Source organism: Myxococcus sp. MH1, assembly GCF_059738865.1.
In genome coordinates this window covers 9,570,566-9,585,448 of the sequence record NZ_AP026947.1, presented here as the reverse complement: position 1 = coordinate 9,585,448, position 14,883 = coordinate 9,570,566, and the positions used below count along the sequence as shown (strand labels likewise).

16 protein-coding genes are annotated in these 14,883 nt (G+C 71.7%); 8 read left to right on the top strand and 8 right to left on the bottom strand.

Features of this window, described 5'->3' with window-relative positions; all coding sequences use genetic code 11:
* Positions 1-27: 27 nt before the first annotated feature.
* The 3 genes from AC6JA9_RS37870 to AC6JA9_RS37860 form a co-directional block, all read right to left on the bottom strand.
* The gene (locus AC6JA9_RS37870; RefSeq protein ID WP_223750726.1) at positions 28-645 is read right to left on the bottom strand and encodes a YiiX family permuted papain-like enzyme; all 618 of its coding nucleotides are present in this window, start codon (positions 643-645) and stop codon (positions 28-30) included.
* 343 nt (positions 646-988) lie between these two features.
* Positions 989-1,543, bottom strand: a complete 555-nt coding sequence (thpR, locus tag AC6JA9_RS37865; protein WP_497958599.1) for an RNA 2',3'-cyclic phosphodiesterase — start codon at positions 1,541-1,543, stop codon at positions 989-991.
* Between the two features lie 3 nt (positions 1,544-1,546).
* A complete protein-coding gene (locus tag AC6JA9_RS37860; protein WP_223750728.1) occupies positions 1,547-2,071 on the bottom strand; it encodes a metal-dependent hydrolase in 525 nt (174 codons plus the stop codon).
* A 102-nt stretch (positions 2,072-2,173) separates the two neighbouring features.
* Here AC6JA9_RS37860 and AC6JA9_RS37855 point away from each other — a divergent pair, with 102 nt between their 5' ends.
* Complete coding sequence (locus AC6JA9_RS37855) at positions 2,174-3,418, top strand: adenylate/guanylate cyclase domain-containing protein (RefSeq protein WP_497958598.1); 1,245 nt, start codon at positions 2,174-2,176, stop codon at positions 3,416-3,418.
* Positions 3,419-3,487: 69 nt separating this feature from the next.
* On the opposite strand, the gene proS is transcribed toward AC6JA9_RS37855, so the two are convergent.
* Positions 3,488-4,921 carry a proline--tRNA ligase gene (gene proS / locus AC6JA9_RS37850; protein WP_223750730.1) on the bottom strand — a complete coding sequence of 478 codons (1,434 nt, stop codon included), beginning with the start codon at positions 4,919-4,921 and terminating at the stop codon, positions 3,488-3,490.
* 401 nt (positions 4,922-5,322) lie between these two features.
* Here proS and AC6JA9_RS37845 point away from each other — a divergent pair, with 401 nt between their 5' ends.
* Both AC6JA9_RS37845 and AC6JA9_RS37840 read left to right on the top strand, forming a co-directional pair.
* Positions 5,323-5,946 carry an MXAN_6652 family MXYO-CTERM-anchored protein gene (locus AC6JA9_RS37845; protein ID WP_141332736.1) on the top strand — a complete coding sequence of 208 codons (624 nt, stop codon included), beginning with the start codon at positions 5,323-5,325 and terminating at the stop codon, positions 5,944-5,946.
* Between the two features lie 83 nt (positions 5,947-6,029).
* Positions 6,030-6,872 carry an endonuclease/exonuclease/phosphatase family protein gene (locus AC6JA9_RS37840; protein WP_223782735.1) on the top strand — a complete coding sequence of 281 codons (843 nt, stop codon included), beginning with the start codon at positions 6,030-6,032 and terminating at the stop codon, positions 6,870-6,872.
* Here AC6JA9_RS37840 and AC6JA9_RS37835 read toward each other — a convergent pair.
* Together AC6JA9_RS37835 and AC6JA9_RS37830 are read right to left on the bottom strand one after the other, a co-directional pair.
* Positions 6,859-7,410: a hypothetical protein gene (locus AC6JA9_RS37835; RefSeq protein WP_223750733.1), complete on the bottom strand. Its 552-nt coding sequence runs from the start codon at positions 7,408-7,410 to the stop codon at positions 6,859-6,861. The two genes, AC6JA9_RS37840 and AC6JA9_RS37835, sit on opposite strands and share 14 nt — an antisense overlap.
* Positions 7,411-7,521: 111 nt before the next feature.
* A complete protein-coding gene (locus AC6JA9_RS37830; RefSeq protein ID WP_194869560.1) occupies positions 7,522-7,905 on the bottom strand; it encodes a hypothetical protein in 384 nt (127 codons plus the stop codon).
* A 160-nt stretch (positions 7,906-8,065) separates the two neighbouring features.
* Between AC6JA9_RS37830 and AC6JA9_RS37825 the strand changes: the two genes are divergently transcribed.
* Positions 8,066-9,427, top strand: coding sequence for a hypothetical protein (locus AC6JA9_RS37825; RefSeq protein WP_223782734.1), 1,362 nt, complete (start codon positions 8,066-8,068; stop codon positions 9,425-9,427).
* A gap of 35 nt (positions 9,428-9,462) precedes the next feature.
* On the top strand, positions 9,463-10,113 hold the full coding sequence (locus AC6JA9_RS37820; protein WP_223782733.1) for a YdcF family protein: 651 nt from the start codon (positions 9,463-9,465) through the stop codon (positions 10,111-10,113).
* Here the strand turns inward: AC6JA9_RS37820 and AC6JA9_RS37815 are convergent.
* Positions 10,094-11,602 carry a trypsin-like peptidase domain-containing protein gene (locus tag AC6JA9_RS37815; protein WP_497958597.1) on the bottom strand — a complete coding sequence of 503 codons (1,509 nt, stop codon included), beginning with the start codon at positions 11,600-11,602 and terminating at the stop codon, positions 10,094-10,096. The genes AC6JA9_RS37820 and AC6JA9_RS37815 overlap by 20 nt on opposite strands.
* 102 nt (positions 11,603-11,704) lie before the next feature.
* Positions 11,705-12,235: a MarR family winged helix-turn-helix transcriptional regulator gene (locus AC6JA9_RS37810; protein WP_194869602.1), complete on the bottom strand. Its 531-nt coding sequence runs from the start codon at positions 12,233-12,235 to the stop codon at positions 11,705-11,707.
* Between the two features lie 98 nt (positions 12,236-12,333).
* Between AC6JA9_RS37810 and modA the strand changes: the two genes are divergently transcribed.
* From modA to modC, 3 genes are read left to right on the top strand one after another with little or no spacing between them, the layout of a single operon-like run.
* A complete protein-coding gene (gene modA, locus AC6JA9_RS37805) occupies positions 12,334-13,095 on the top strand; it encodes a molybdate ABC transporter substrate-binding protein (protein WP_497958596.1) in 762 nt (253 codons plus the stop codon).
* Complete coding sequence (gene modB / locus AC6JA9_RS37800) at positions 13,092-13,769, top strand: molybdate ABC transporter permease subunit (protein WP_223750738.1); 678 nt, start codon at positions 13,092-13,094, stop codon at positions 13,767-13,769. The genes modA and modB overlap by 4 nt, the downstream gene beginning before the upstream one ends.
* On the top strand, positions 13,766-14,836 hold the full coding sequence (gene modC, locus AC6JA9_RS37795) for a molybdenum ABC transporter ATP-binding protein (RefSeq protein ID WP_267699268.1): 1,071 nt from the start codon (positions 13,766-13,768) through the stop codon (positions 14,834-14,836). The genes modB and modC overlap by 4 nt, the downstream gene beginning before the upstream one ends.
* Positions 14,837-14,883 lie beyond the last annotated feature (47 nt).

Sequence of the window (14,883 nt, the reverse complement as noted above, 5' to 3'; positions counted from 1 at the left end):
TACACCCCGGATATGCGGAAGGCCCTGCTACGGCACTTCCGGAAAATCCGAGTGAACCACAGACAGGCGGGTATCCCGGGCCAGGCTCGCCGGCGTTATCAGGGTCAGCTCGAGGGGCACCTTGGCGCCGTAGCGCTCACGCATCTGTTTGCGCAGGCCCTCGACATCGAGCGAGCCCAGCGTCTCCAGCTCGCCGTACTCCACGCCCGCGCCCTGGGCGTACGCCTTGCGCACCAGCTCCGAGCAGTACATCGCGTCGTCGCCCCACTCGAAGCGCCAGTCGTACGGCTTGCCCAGATGGGCCTTGGCCGCCGCGAGCACGCGCTGCTTCGTCTTCGCGTCGACGTCCTCCGCGCGCAGCACCAGGATGCGGTCCTTCACGCCGCGCGCCTTCCACTTCGCGAAGGGGACGCGCTGCACGGGCTGCACGGCCTCCACCACGAAGGCGCCCTTTTCGGTGACCTCCACCAGGCCCACGTGGGACAGCGGGCTGTGCGTGGCCACCTGGATGGCCTGCGACTGCCGCGAGCGCGAGGTGTGCAGGACGATGTCCCCCGTCCGCAGCTTCGCCTCCAGCGCATCGCGTGGCGCCGCGACCGCGCTGAGTCCCCACAGCCACAGCGCCCACCCCATCATCCACCGCATGTGCCCGTCCTTTCCGGCGCTTGCGTGCGCTCGGCTGGGTGGATTGCAGGGGTGGTGCCAGCGCGCGTCCGGGGGAGGTCGTCCTGACACCGTGGGAGTCTGCCCTCGCCGTGGCTCGGACGAGTGGGCGCCGCGTCGGCGCGGTGCGTGGGCTCGGACGAGTGGGCGCAGCGTCGGCGCGGTGCGTGGGCTCGTCTGGGGCACGCGCCATCAGTCCGCGCGTGAGCGGGTGAGCTGGCACCGCGTTGGCGCGGTGTGTGGGCTCGTTTGTGGCACACGCCATCAGTCCGCGCGTGAGCGGGTGAGCTGGCACCGCGTTGGAGCGGGGCGCGACCACGCGCCATCAGCTCGCGCGCGTGAGCGGCACCTCCACCACGGGGACGTAGTCGGGCCCTCGGCTCTCGAACAACACGAGCCGGTCCACGCGCCCCTCGCCCAGCTCGACGCTCGCCAGGGCCTGCGCGCACGCGAGCAGCGCGGGGTCGCCCCTGGGCGCCTTGGCCCGGGCCAGCGTCAGGTGGGGCGCGTAGTCGCGGTGCTCGGGCTCGAAGCCGAGCGGGAGCAGCTGCGCGGCCGTGTCCGCCTGCAGCGCCTCGAGCGCCTCGACGTCTCCGCGCACGTGGGACCAGAGCACGCGCGGATGTGACGGCGTGCCGAACGTGCCGCCGCCTCCCACGGACAAGGTGAACGGCGCGTGGCGCGGGCCCACCGACGCGAGGGCCTCACGGATGGCGGGCAGCCGCGAGGACTCCACCTCCCCCAGGAACACCAACGTGAGGTGCACCCCCTCGGCGCGCACGAAGCGGGCCGTGGGCGCCAGCGCGCGCAGTCGCGACAGCTCCCCGGCGGCGCGCGCCTCGATGACATCGCCCAGCGTGACGGCGGTGAACAGTCGCATGGCTCAGCTCCTCCTCGCGGACCGGCGCGGCCAGAGCGCATAGGCCCAGAGGGGGATGAACGCGAGCAGCTCCGCGCCGACGACGTACATCCCTCGCGGCGACAGCATGCCCGCGCCGATGGGGGACACGGGCAGCGGACGCACGGGCGCGAACATGCGCGCGTTGGAGAAGGGCCACAGGAGCGCCGCGCCCAGCCCGCCGTCGGTGAGCGCGTCCAGGAGCCCGTGGCTCGCCACCGCGAGGAACGCGAGCCCTCCCCATCTCGTGGCGGAGGCGCCTCGCCACCTCGCCACCAGGGCCACCAGCAGCGCGATGCCCGCGGCGAAGGCGAACGAGTGCGACGCGCCGCGGTGTCCCCAGGGCGCCGAGTAGGGGATGCGGAACACGAAGGCCACCACGTCCGCGTCGGGCAAGAGCGCCAGCGCGGAGAACAGCGCCATGGAGGCGAGCAGCCGCCTCGTCGCCCTGCCGTTCGCTTCGTACCTCCCCAACGCCAGCCCCACCGCCACGTGACCGATGCTCGCCATGGATGTCTCCGGCCCGCGAGGATAGCCGTCCGCGAGGACCCAGGCTCGTGTCTCGGACCTCCCTGGAGGGGCGAGGGGAGGGTGGGCTAGCGTGACAGGGGCATGCGGAGGCTCTCCCAGGTCGAGGATACGCTGCGGCGGAGGTTGGCCGGGTGGCGCGCGCAGGTCGGCGAGTGGCTCAACCGTGTCCGCGCCGTCGGCGTGGTGTGCTGGCTGGGGATGGCGCTCCAGCTCGAGTGGCGCGTGCCGCCCTCCGTGCTCGTCGCCTACCTGGTGCTGGCCGTGGCGCTGTGGGCCGGCGCGCGCAGGTGGCCCTCGCTGGGACGCCGTCCGGCGCTCGGGCTCGCGTTCCTGGACATGCCCGCCATCTTCGTCCTCCAGTCGCTTGCCATCGGCGCGGTGGACAACGACAACGCGGTGCCGATTTCACTGCTGACGTTGGGCGTGTACATCGTGCTGGTGGTGCTCGTGTCGCTGGTGACGCTCTCGCCCGTCATCGTCGTGCTGGCCACCGCGCTCGCCATCGGCCTGGAGGCCGCGCTGGTGTTCCAGGCGGGCCTCGCGTGGGAGGCGTTCCTGCCGGGGCTGGTGCTGGTGCTGTCCTTGGGCGCGGCGGCCGCGTCCTTCATCGGCCGGCAGGTGCTGGGGCTGGTGACGCAGGTGGCGCGCGAGGAGATGCGCCTGGAGCGGCTGGGGCGCTACTTCTCGCCGGAGGTCGCGCGGCAGATTGCCCAGCACGGCTCCGAGGCCGGGGGCGGTGAGCACCGCGAGGTGACGCTGCTGTTCTCCGACATCCGCGGCTTCACCTCCATGTCCGAGCGCATGGAGAGCCCCCAGGTGGTGGCGCTGCTCAACGAGTACCTGTCGCGCATGGTGGACGTGGTGTTCCGCCACGGCGGGACGCTCGACAAGTTCATCGGCGACGGCATCCTCGCGTACTTCGGCGCGCCGCTGGATTTGCCCGGGCACCCGCGCTCCGCGGTGGCGTGTGGACTGGCGATGCTGGAGGCGCTGGAGACGCTCAACGCCGAGCGCGTGGCGCGCGGAGAGGAGCCGCTGCGCATCGGCATCGGCATCCACACCGGGCGCGTGGTGGTGGGGGACGTGGGCAGCGCGCAGCGGCGCGAGTACACGGTGATTGGCGACGCGGTGAACCTGGCCAGCCGCATCGAGGGCCTGACGAAGAAGGTCGGCGTGCCCATGCTGGTGTCGGAGGCCACGTGCCGCGCGAGCGAGGCGGACCCCTCGCTGTCGTTCGAGCCGGCCACGACGCTGCCCGTCGCGGGCAAGACGGAGCCGGTGGCGACGTTCGTCCCGGGACGGCGGGCGCTGCGCGAGGTGGGCTGAGAAAGCGCGAGGGCCGCGAGGGGAGCGACACGGCTCCTCCCACGGCCCTCGGTGTCTACAAGGGACGGCTCAGTACGCCTTGGAGAACACGATGCGGCCCGGCGAGTCCTCACCGGTGACGATGCACTTGCCCGGCTCCTGCTTGAGGGCGAAGGGCCGGTTGCGCGTGGTCAGGCCGGTCTCCTCCTTGATGCGCGCCTCCACCTTGGGGTCCAGGTTCCAGTGGGCGAGCAGGAAGCCCGCGTCCGCCTTCTCCTTCATCTCCTCGTAGGAGTTGACCTCGAAGGTGTGCGCCTCGCGGAAGTCCTTGGCCTTCTGGAACAGGTCCTTCTGCATGCTGTCCAGCATGGACTGGGCCTTGGCGGCGGCCTCGCCGAGCGGGATGAACTCCTTCACCTTCAGGTCGCGGCGCACCATGACGCAGGTGCCCTTGGCCAGGTCCTTGGGCCCGATTTCGATGCGCACGCAGGTGCCGGTGAGCTCGTGCTCGAAGTACTTGAAGCCCGGGCCCTTGCTGTCGTCGTCGTCCACCACGACGCCCAGGCCCGCCTTGCGCAGGTCGGCGGCGAGTCCGTGGCTCTTCTCCAGGACCTGGGCCTTCTCCGCGTCGGTGGCCTTGCCGAAGATGGGGATGATGACGACGTGGTTGGAGGCGAGCTTCGGCGGGACGATGAGACCCGAGTCATCCGAGTGGGTCATGATGAGGCCGCCGATGAGGCGCGTGGAGACGCCCCAGGACGTCTGCCAGACGAAGTGCTCGCGGCCGTCGCGGCCCTGGAACTTGGTCTCGAAGGCCTTGGCGAAGTTCTGGCCCAGGTTGTGGCTGGTGCCGGCCTGCAGGGCCTTCTTGTCCTGCATCATGGCTTCGATGCTGTAGGTGCGCAGGGCGCCGGCGAAGCGCTCGGACTCGGACTTGCGGCCCGTCATGACGGGCATGGCCATGTAGTCCTCGGCGAAGGTCCGGTAGACCTCCAGCATCTGGAGGGTCTCCTTCTCCGCGTCCTCCTCGGTCTCATGACAGGTGTGGCCTTCCTGCCAGAGGAACTCGGTGGTGCGCAGGAACAGGCGGGTGCGCATCTCCCAGCGCATGACGTTGGCCCACTGGTTGAGCAGCAGGGGGAGGTCGCGGTAGCTCTGGATCCACTTGGCGAAGCTGCGGTTGATGATGGTCTCGGAGGTGGGCCGGATGACGTAGGGCTCCTCGAGCTTGGCGCCGCCCGCGTGGGTGACGACGGCGAGCTGGGGGTTGAAGCCCTCGACGTGCTCGGCCTCCTTCTTGAGGTAGCTCTCGGGGATGAGCAGCGGGAAGTAGGCGTTCTTGTGGCCCAGGTCCTTGAACATCTTGTCCAGGACGCGCTGCATGTTCTCCCAGATGGCGTAGCCGTTGGGCCGGATGACCATGCAGCCCTTCACGTCCGAGTAGTCGGCGAGCTTCGCCTTCTGGACCACGTCGACGTACCACTCGGAAAAGCCCTTCTCGCGGGGCGTGAGCTTCTCGGCCATGTGCGGAGCACCCTTCTAAAGTCGTGGAAAGAGGACGGTTGCCTACGATGGGGCCACCCAGAAATCAACGGCCCCGTCGCTCCGGACCTCCCCCGTGTGTCACCCTGACGGGCACGCGGGGCACGTCCGCTGGGTGCGAGGAGGGCGGTGAGTCCATCACCCGCGGCCTCGCGAACCCCTCGTGAGACATGTGTTCGAGCCGCCTCTTGCCAGTGGCTTGCGCACCCTTACGAGGTGTCGGCCGGGACCTCTGATACCGAGTGACTGGAGTCCTCGCGCGGGAGCGAAACCCTCGACGAAACCGTCACGTGGGCCCTCCCGGGCGAGTGCTGGGAAGCGTTGCCGCGTCGCGGTATGAAGGTCTCCCCCTTCCTTCTCGGGTTCCTCAACCTGGAGGCTTCATGCAGTCGTTCCTTCCGTCCCTCAAGGTCGCCGCCGCCCTGGCCGCGTGCCTCGTCTCCGGCTCCGCCTTCGCCTACGCCACCGGCCAGAGCAACTACAGCGGCAAGAGCGGGCAGACCTGCTCCTCCGGCTGCCACTCGCGCTCGGGCACCGCGCCCACGGTGACCATCGAGGGCCCCGCCACGCTCAACCCCGGCCAGACGGGCAGCTACACCCTGGTCATCACCGGCGGCCCCGGCGTGCGCGGTGGCTACAACGTCGCCGTGGACGGCGAGGCCACCCTCACCGCCGGCGGCTCCGACTCCAAGAAGCTCTCCGGCGAGCTCACCCACTCCCAGCCGAAGCCCTTCACCGACGGCTCCGTGCGCTTCGCCTTCAGCGTCGTCGCCCCGTCCACCGGCACCACCCTCACCCTCTTCGGCGCCGGCAACTCCACCAACGGCAACGGCGAGGACACCGGTGACGCGTCCGCGGGCACCCAGCTCAAGGTGAAGGTCGGTGATGGTGGCGGCGACGGCGGCGGCGATGATGACAGCGGTGGCTGCTCCGCCGCCGGCGGCGCGCCCCTGCTCGGCGCGGCGCTGATGCTGCTCGGCGCGCGCCTGCGCCGCCGCGACGAGTAGCCCGCCCGCCTGCCCATCGGACAGGCCCCGGAGGGCGGGGCGACAACGGACGACGGCGCGACGTAGCATCGCGCCTTCGCCCCATGCACCTCCGCCTCCTCCCCATGCTGCTCATGCTGGGGCCGCTCGCGTGTGCGACCGGCCCCGGTCTCCTCCCGCCCGAAGTCCCCGTGGCCGCCGTGCACCGCGAGCCCGGGACGCTGCGGGTGATGACCTTCAACATCCAGTCCGGTGCCCGCGGCCTCGACGGCGTGGCCCGCGTCATCCGCGCCTCCGTGCCAGATGTCGTCGCGCTCCAGGAGGTCGACGTCGGCTCGGCCCGCGCTGGCGGCGTGGACCAGGTGGAGGCCCTCGCGCGCCTCACCGGCCTGCCCCACCGCGCGCACTTCCGCACCACGGACCTCCACGGCGGCGCGTACGGCATCGCGCTGTTGTCCCGCTTCCCGCTCGAGGCGCTCGCGCAATACCCGCTGCCCAACCCCCAGGGCGCCGAGCCGCGCACGCTCGCCCACGCGGTGATGGACGTGGATGGCCGCGAGGTGAGCGTCTACCTCACGCACCTCATCCGCCGACCCTTCAACGCCCGCGCGCGCCTGCGCCAGAGCGCGTTCGTGGCGAACCTGCTCGCCAAGGACACGAGGCCCCACCTGCTCATGGGCGACCTCAACGACGACCCGGACTCGAACCCGCTGCGCCTGCTGCGCCGGCAGATGAAGGACGTCGTCGCCGCCACGGGCGGAGCACGGGGCACCTACCCCATGCCCCTGTTCCTGCCCACGCTGCGCATCGACTACGTGCTGGCGTGTGACGCCTTCACGCCCGTGGCCAGCCGCGTGCTGCGCGTGGACGCGTCCGACCACTACCCGGTGGTGGCGGACCTGCGCCTGGACGTGTCCGCGTCCACCGCCGCGCTCAGCTCACGTTGAAGCGGTAGAGCACGTCCGGGTCCTTGCGCGTGAAGCCCTTGAGCACCTCGTGCTTCAGGTTCTTCGCGCCCAGGAACGTCAGGCCGCCCGCCGCGAAGCCCATCACCGACAGCTCGAAGTACACGTGCGGCTTGGGCACCTTGAAGATGTGCAGGTCCGTGTAGCCCTGACCCGGCAGCACCTCCATCTCGCCCTCGGTGAAGTAGCCCTTCCAGATGCCGGGCGTGAAGAAGAGGAAGCGGCGGAAGTCACCGGGGCTGAACATCGCCTTGAGCTGCCCCTGTCCCAGCGCGTACTCGGCGGACTTCACGCCGAACTGCCACCACACGCCCTGGTCCCCGCCATAGAAGCGCTGGAGCAGCTCCTCGTTGAACCGGAGGAACGCATCCACCGGGATGCGCGTCACCGGGAGGATGGGCAGGGAGAAGACGGGCTCGCGTTTCTTGATGTCCGCCAGGAAGTCCCGCCACGCCTGCTCACCGTGCGCCTGCACCGTCATCTGCTGCCGTGCCAGGAACGCCACGCCTTTGACTTCCATCCGTGTGCCTCCACTGCTGCCCCGCGCGGGGCCGCGCTCGGGGAGTCCGTCCCGGGTGTCTCCCGGGAAGGTTAGGGTGCTCGGGCTCGCGCCGCAGGCGCCGCCCGGTCGCTACTCGAGCTGAAGACCACAGTCGGCGCACGCCCCCTCCACCAGGGGCGCGACGGTGCCGCAGGCGGGGCAGGGGGGCTCGCCCTCCTCGGACGCGGGCAGCACGAAGGGCGCGGCGCCCTGTGCCAGCACGCCCTCGCGCTGGATGCTGTCCATCCAGCGCTGCTGGAGCAGCGTGGCCACGCGCACGCCGTCCTCGGGGCGCACCAGCACCTGGAACTTCGGGCTGCAGCCTGGCTTCGCGCACGCCTCGCGGTGCACCAGCGCCGGGACGTCCGCTTCGAGACATGCGTCCACCAGACGTCGCGCGTCCGCCAGCGCCATCTCCGCGCACGGCACCAGCTCCACGTCCGAGAGCGCCTTCGCCACTTCATCCTGGGTCATCACCCGGTGGATTGGAGCCCACGCGCGGGCCCCGCGTCCAGATGCGGCTGGTCATCTCGCACCCGGGGGCCCCTCGACCGGACAGCCGCCGGTCCCCACCCTGCCCGACGCTTCCTCGGAATTTCATGGGCCTGCGCAGGTGGTTTGGGGGCACGACGCGATGCTTCATGGCGGACGGGGCTGGAGGGTGGGCTGGGGGGTGGTGGTGCTCGCCCTGGCCTGTGAGCGGCACGAGCTCCCGGCTCCGGAGAAGGACTCGAGCGTCGAGCGTGTCACCCGGGGCCCGCGTTCGACGGGCGCGACGCGGTGGGTGCGGCCGTTGACGGGGCCGGGGCGCGAATCGGCCGCGGGGCTCGCGCACGACGCGCGGGGCGAGGTGGTGGTGGCGCTCAACTCGGACGCCGCGGTGGCGGACTTCTTCGGTCCGCTGCTCAACCCTCGCACGGGGCCGGTGACACCGGAGACCTTCGCGGTGGCGCGCTACGGCACGGGGGGTGAGCGACAGTGGTCGCTGTCGTTGCCCGGGTTCGCGGAGGTGCTCGCGGTGAGCGCTCGCGGGCGCGTCTTCGTGGTGGGGCGCAACGTGGCGGGGGCGGACCTGGGAGGCGGGCCGTTGCCGGCGGGTCGGTTCCTGTTGGAGCTGGGACGTGACGGTGTGTTCATCCGGGCGCGGAGCCTGGAGGCGCTCGGGGTGCCGGACACGCTGGTTCCTCGGCATGCGGACGTGGATGGGTTGGGCAACCTGGTGCTGGTGGGCTCTGTGTTTGATGCGAAGCGGGGTCGGGTTCCCGCCGCGGTGAAGCTGGACGCGAAGGGCGCGCTGCTCTGGACGTATGTGCACGAAGGGCAGGGCGAGGCGGTGTCAGCGGCGGTGGACGCGGAGGGGCAGGTCTACGTCGCGGGGGCGCTCCAGGCTTCGCGTGTGCGTGGGGCCCTGGACTCGCAGCCGTTCCTGGTGAAGCTGGATGCGCGAGGGCGGGCGCGGTGGGAGCGGCGGCTCGACACGCGCTCGGGCCGGGCCACGGGCGTGGCGGTGCGGGGGCAGCGGGTGCTGGTGACGGGAGGCTTCACCGCGCCGCTCACGTTTTTGGAGCGGACCTGCGCGGTGGAGCCTGGAGGCGGCAGGGGTTTCGTGGCGGCGTTCGACCCGGAGGGTGCGCCTCGCTGGCTGCGTGACTTCGGTTTCATGGGGACGGGGCTCGCGTTGGACGAGCAGGAGGGGGCGCTCGTCGTCGGCCGATACGAGGAGGGCGATGACCTGGGCACGGGCCCCATGGCGGGGGTGGCGGAGAGCCGCATGAACCTGTTCCTGGTGAAGCTGGACCGCGTGGATGGGGTGGTGCAGTGGGCGCGAGGCTTTCCCCGGGAGGCGCTCGGTGACGCGGACGCGGTGAGGGACTTCGTGTCGCTGTCGACGAAGGGGCCGGGCGCGGTGTTGGGCACGCAGCTGGGGCCGGTGGACCTGGGCACGGGTCGGCTGGCGGGCGCGTGGGAGTTGTTCCTCGGTGGCTTCGAGCCCTGAGGTAAACGCGTCGTCTCGCGGATAGTGTGGGGTGCGTGCCTCCCGCTTCGCTGCGCTCCCGTCCTGGTCGTCTCCGCCGACTCATCGTCGTGTCCGTTGGCGTGGCGACGTGTGGTGTGTTCGGCCTCGCGTTCTGGGTGGACCGCTTCGGTCAGCGCGAGCGCGCCGAGTCCTCGGATGCGGTGGTGGTGCTGGGCGCGCGGGTGCTGGCGGGCGGTGTCCCTTCCGGTGCGCTGAGAGCACGCACGGAGCAGGCCGTGGCGCTGTACCAGCGCGGCGTGGCGTCGAGGCTCGTGTTCTCCGGAGGCGTGGGCGTGCATCCTCCCTCGGAGGCACGCGCGATGCTGGCGCTGGCGACCCGACTGGGCGTGCCCCCGGAGGCGTGCGTGCTGGAGGAGGAGAGTCACTCCACCGACGACAACGCGCGCCTGACGTCGGCCCTGCTGCGAGAGCTGGGGGCGCGGCGCGTGGTGGTGGTGTCGGACCCGTATCACCTGCTGCGCGCGCGGCAGTACTTCCGACTCAACGGCTTCGAGGTGCTCACCAGCCCCGCGCTCCAGACGGAGCGCAACCTGAGCTGGGTGGACCGCTGCTACTGGACGATGCGCGAGGCCCTCGCCCTGCTGCTGCACCCACGCGTGCTGCTCGCGCGAGCGCCCGCGGACGTCACGACTCCGGCGCCTTGAGCGCGCGCAGCACGCGGTCGCCGCCAGGCATCGCCACGCGCAGCAGCACGGACTCACCGGGCTCGGCCTCGCGCAGGGCCTGCGCCAGATCCGAGGCGCGGCGCACGGCCCGACCCGACGCCTCCACCACCACCATGCCGGGCACCAGTCCCGCGCGCTCGGCGCTGGAGCCCGGGACGACGTCCGTCACCAGCGCGCCCGCGCGAGGCAGCTCCTGCGCCCGCGCCAGCCTCGGGTCCATGTCCGACAGCGTGAGCCCCACGCGTTGATGCGCCGGTGCCTCGGGCTCCTCGGCGGGACGTCGCGCGGCCACGCCCTCCAGGTCCGGTCGGGTGCCCAGCGTCACGTTCACCTCGGTCTTCTTCCCATCGCGATACACGGTGAGCGGCAGCGTGCTGCCCGGCGCCTTCAGCGCCACGGTGCGCGTGAGCGCGCGTCCCGAGGCGATGGGCCGTCCCCCCGCCTCGATGATGAGGTCATCCGGACGCAGCCCCGCCTCAGCCGCCGGAGTGCCCTGGGTCACATCGGTGACGAGCGCGCCATCGCGCACCGGCACCCCCAGCGCGGCGCCCAGATCCGGCGTCACGTCCTGAACCGCCACGCCCAGCCATCCCCGGGTGACGGTGCCCTCCTTCTCCAACTGGGGCAGCAGCTGCTTCACCAGCGTGCTGGGCACGGCGAAGCCGATGCCGGAGCCCTGGCCCGCGATGGCGGTGTTGATGCCCACCACCTCGCCCTGGAGGTTGAACAGCGGCCCGCCGGAGTTGCCCGGGTTGATGGCGGCGTCCGTCTGGAGGAAGTCGTCGAAGGGGCCTGCCTGGATGTCGCGCGCCTTGGCGGAGACGATGCCCAGGCTGACGCTCGAGTCCAGGCCGAAGGGATTACCGATGGCCACCACCCAGTCACCCACGCGCAGCGCGTCCGAGTCGCCCAGCTTCACCACGGGCAGCTTCTCCACCTTCCCCTGGAGCTGGAGCACCGCCACGTCCGTGAGCGGGTCCGTGCCCACGACCTTCGCGTCCTGCTGTCGCCCGTCGGAGAAGTGCACCTGGATGGACCTGGCGCCCTGCACCACATGATTGTTGGTGAGCACCAGCCCACGCGCGTCCACCACGAAGCCGGAGCCGAGCCCCTGGCGTGGCCCCTCTTCACGAGGGTCCTCGAAGGGCGAGCCGAACGGGAGCGCGCCGCCGAACGTCCCACCTCGACCCTCGTCACCCCACGGCGAGCCCGGACGCGAGCGCCGGGTGGGCGCCGCGTCCCGCACCTCCACCTTGACGACCGCGGGCTGCACCGACGCGACCAGCGGCGCGACGGACGCGAGCGCCGCGTTCATGTCCGGCGGCATGACCTGCTTCGCGGGCGCGGACTCAGCGCTCGGGGACCCGGTGGAGGCAGGCGGAGGAGCGGGCGCCTCCTCCTGGCCGCGTCGGCAGGCCGACAGCATCAGGACCAGGGCCAGGACTCCCGTGCTTCTGCATCCCTTCATCACGTTCCTCCCTCGGGCCCACGCGACGTCACGGGAGTGAGTTGGGGCGCCTCGCTGCTGGCGGCACGCAAGAGCGGGCGTGGCTCGCCCGCTCGGGGGACATCAGGCCGAGCGCTCGCGGGAGGGCGTGGCCGCGGCCGCGCCCAGCGTGTCCATGCGGCGCAGGAGCTTCTCCAGGATGCGGAAGAGCGCCTTGCGGTCGCCCGCGTCGAGGATGTGGAGCAACTGCCCCATGCCCTGCATCACGAAGCGCTCGAGCCGCTGGTAGGTCTGCAGGCCATCGGTGGTGAGCCGACAGCGCACGACGCGGCGGTCCTCGGCGGTGCGCTCGCGCACCAGGTGTCCCTCGCGCTCCAGCCGGTCGACGAGCCCCGTGACGGTCTTCTCGGTGACCCCCAGCCGGCGGGCGAGCTCACCCATCGTGAGCGCGCCGTCCTGGCCGAGCCACAGCAGCGCATGGACCTGGGGCGCGGTGAACTGGAGCTGCTCGCACGTGGCGGCGATGGGGTCGCGGAGCGAACGGCGCCGGCCCATGGCGAGCAGCAGGTGCTGGAGCCTCAGCACGTCCGCCGACAGGTCCTCATCCTCTTTAGAATGGATATTCCGGGACACGGAGTATGGCTTAGCGGGCATGGCCCCACGGGTCAACCCGTTGTCACGGCGTGGGCTGCCGTGCGGACAATGCGCTCCTTCGCCGACGGTGGTGAGAGGAGCGTGCAGGAGTGCGTACCATGTTTCGGCTGTACGTGACGTCCCTGTTCCTCGTGTCCTTGTTGGCGCGAGCGGAGGAGGGGCTCGTCTTCGCGGCGGCCAGCACCACGGACGTGCTCGAGGAGCTGCGGCCGGCCTTCACGAAGGCCACGGGCCACACGGTGGTGGTGGCGCTGGGCTCGTCGGGGGACCTGGCCCGCCAGGCGATGGCGGGCGCGCCGGCGGATGCGTTCCTGTCGGCGGACGTGGCTCGGATGGAGGCCGTGCAGGCGGCGGGCCTGGTGCGGCGTGGTACGCGGGTGGAGCTGCTGTCGAACCGGCTGGTGGTGGTGGTGCCGGTGGGCGCGAAGGTGGCGCCGGGCAGGGCGGAGGACCTGAAGGGGCTGAAGCGGCTGGTGCTGGCGGACCCGGGCATCGTGCCCGCGGGGGTGTACGCGAAGGCGTGGTTGGAGAAGGTCGGGGCGTGGAAGGACGTGGAGGGGAAGGTGGTGCCGGCGTTGGACGTGCGGGGGGCGCTGGCGGCGGTGGAGGCGGGGCGGGTGGACGCGGGGGTGGTGTACGCGACGGACGCGGCGCAGTCGAAGAAGGTGCGGGTGGCGTTCGAGGTGCCGTCGGCGGATGCGCCGCGCATCGTCTACCCGGTGGCGGCGCTGGTGAAGGGCAAGGCGCCGGAGGTCGGCGTCGCCTTCGTGAAGTTCCTCCAGACGGAGCCCGCGCGAGCGGCCTTCCAGCGCCATGGCTTCGTCGTGCTCCCGGCCGACGCGGGGACGAAGGCGCGGTGACGGCCGACACGGTGGGGTTGGTGGGGTTCACGGTGACGGTGGCGGCGGTGGCCACGCTGGTCATCCTTCCGCCCGGGGTCGCGGTGGCCTACGCGTTGTCGCGCTGGCGAGGGCCGGGGCGGGGCGTGGTGGACACGGTGCTGGCGCTGCCGCTGGTGTTGCCGCCGACGGCGGTGGGGTTGGTGTTGTTGGAGTTGCTCGGGCGCGAGGGGCCGCTGGGGCGTGTGTTGGATGCGATGGGCGTGGAGGTGGTGTTCACGCCGGGGGCGGTGGTGCTGGCGAGCGCGGTGATGGCGTTCCCGCTGCTCGTGCGCTCGGCGCGCTCGGGGTTCGAGGAGGTGGACCCCCGGTTGGTGGCGGTGGCGCGCACGTTGGGGGATTCGCGGGCGCGAGCGTTCTTCCGGGTGACGTTGCCGCTGGCGTGGCGCGGGGTGGTGGTGGGCGCGCTGCTGGCGTTCTCGCGAGCGCTCGGTGAGTTCGGCGCGACGGTGCTGGTGGCGGGGAACATCCCGGGGCGCACGCAGACGTTGTCGCTGGCCATCTTCCAGTACACGCAGCTGGGGCAGGACGCGGAAGCTCTGCGACTGGCGGGCATCGCGGCGCTGCTGGCGTTCGTCGCGGTGTACGCCACGGAAGGGCTGACGCGGTGGCGGGGACGGCGGGTGCGCGCGTGAGCCTGGACCTCTCGGTTCGATTGCCGCTGGCGCGCTTCGTGTTGGAGGTGGACGCGCGGCTGGAGGGCGCGTCGGTGGCGGTGCTGGGGCGCTCGGGTTCGGGGAAGACGTCGTTGTTGGAGGTGCTGGCGGGGCTGCGGTCCGGTGCGCGAGGGCGCGTCGTCGTGGGTGGGCGCGTGCTGTTGGACAGTGGGGCGCGCGTGGAGGTGCCGCCGGAGGCGCGGCGCATGGGCTACGTGCCGCAGGACGCGCTGTTGTTCCCGCACCTCACGGCGGAAGAGAACGTGCGTTACGGCGCGCGGAAGGGGAGGCCGTCGCGCTTCGACGAGGCGGTGGGGTTGCTCGAGCTGGGGCCGTTGCTGCATCGCTATCCGGCGACGCTGTCGGGAGGCGAGAAGCAACGCGTGGCCTTGGCGCGAGCGTTGGCGACGGACCCGGCGTTGTTGCTGCTCGATGAGCCGTTGGCCGCGCTGGACGTGACGCTGAAGGAGCGGGTGCTGCCGTATCTGCTGCGCGTTCGCGACGAGGCGCGGGTGCCGATGTTGTACGTGACGCACCAACTGGGTGAGGCGCGGGTATTGGCGAAGGAGGCGGTGCTCCTGGACGAAGGGCGCGTGCGTGCGGCGGGGCCGGCGTCCCAGGTGTTGGGAGCGTCGGCGCGGGGGCTGCTGGCGTCGGAGGCGGAGGGTGAGGAGAACATCCTCGAGGGCGTGTTGGAGCGTCCCGACGAGGGCGGCACGCGCCTGCGGGTGACGCAGGGCTTGGGGCTCTGGGTGCCGGACGCGCCGGAGCTGGCGGTGGGCGCGCGAGCGGCCTACGCGGTGCCGGCGAGCGACATCCTGCTCTCCATGGGCGTGCTGTCCGGAGTGTCCGCTCGCAACGTGCTCGCGGGCACGGTGGTGGGTGTGGAGAGCGCGGGAGCAGGAGAGGCCGCGGCCACCGTGGACGTCGAAGGCGTGCGCTGGGTGGTGCGGCTCACCGAGGCCTCCGTGCGCGAGCTGGGCGTGAGCACGGGCGCCCGTGTGTACCTCGCGGTGAAGACCGCGGCGTGCCGCCGTCTGCGGTGAGCCGCTCGCTCTTCACCTCCGGCCCCAGCAGTCCCAGGGGCCGGAGG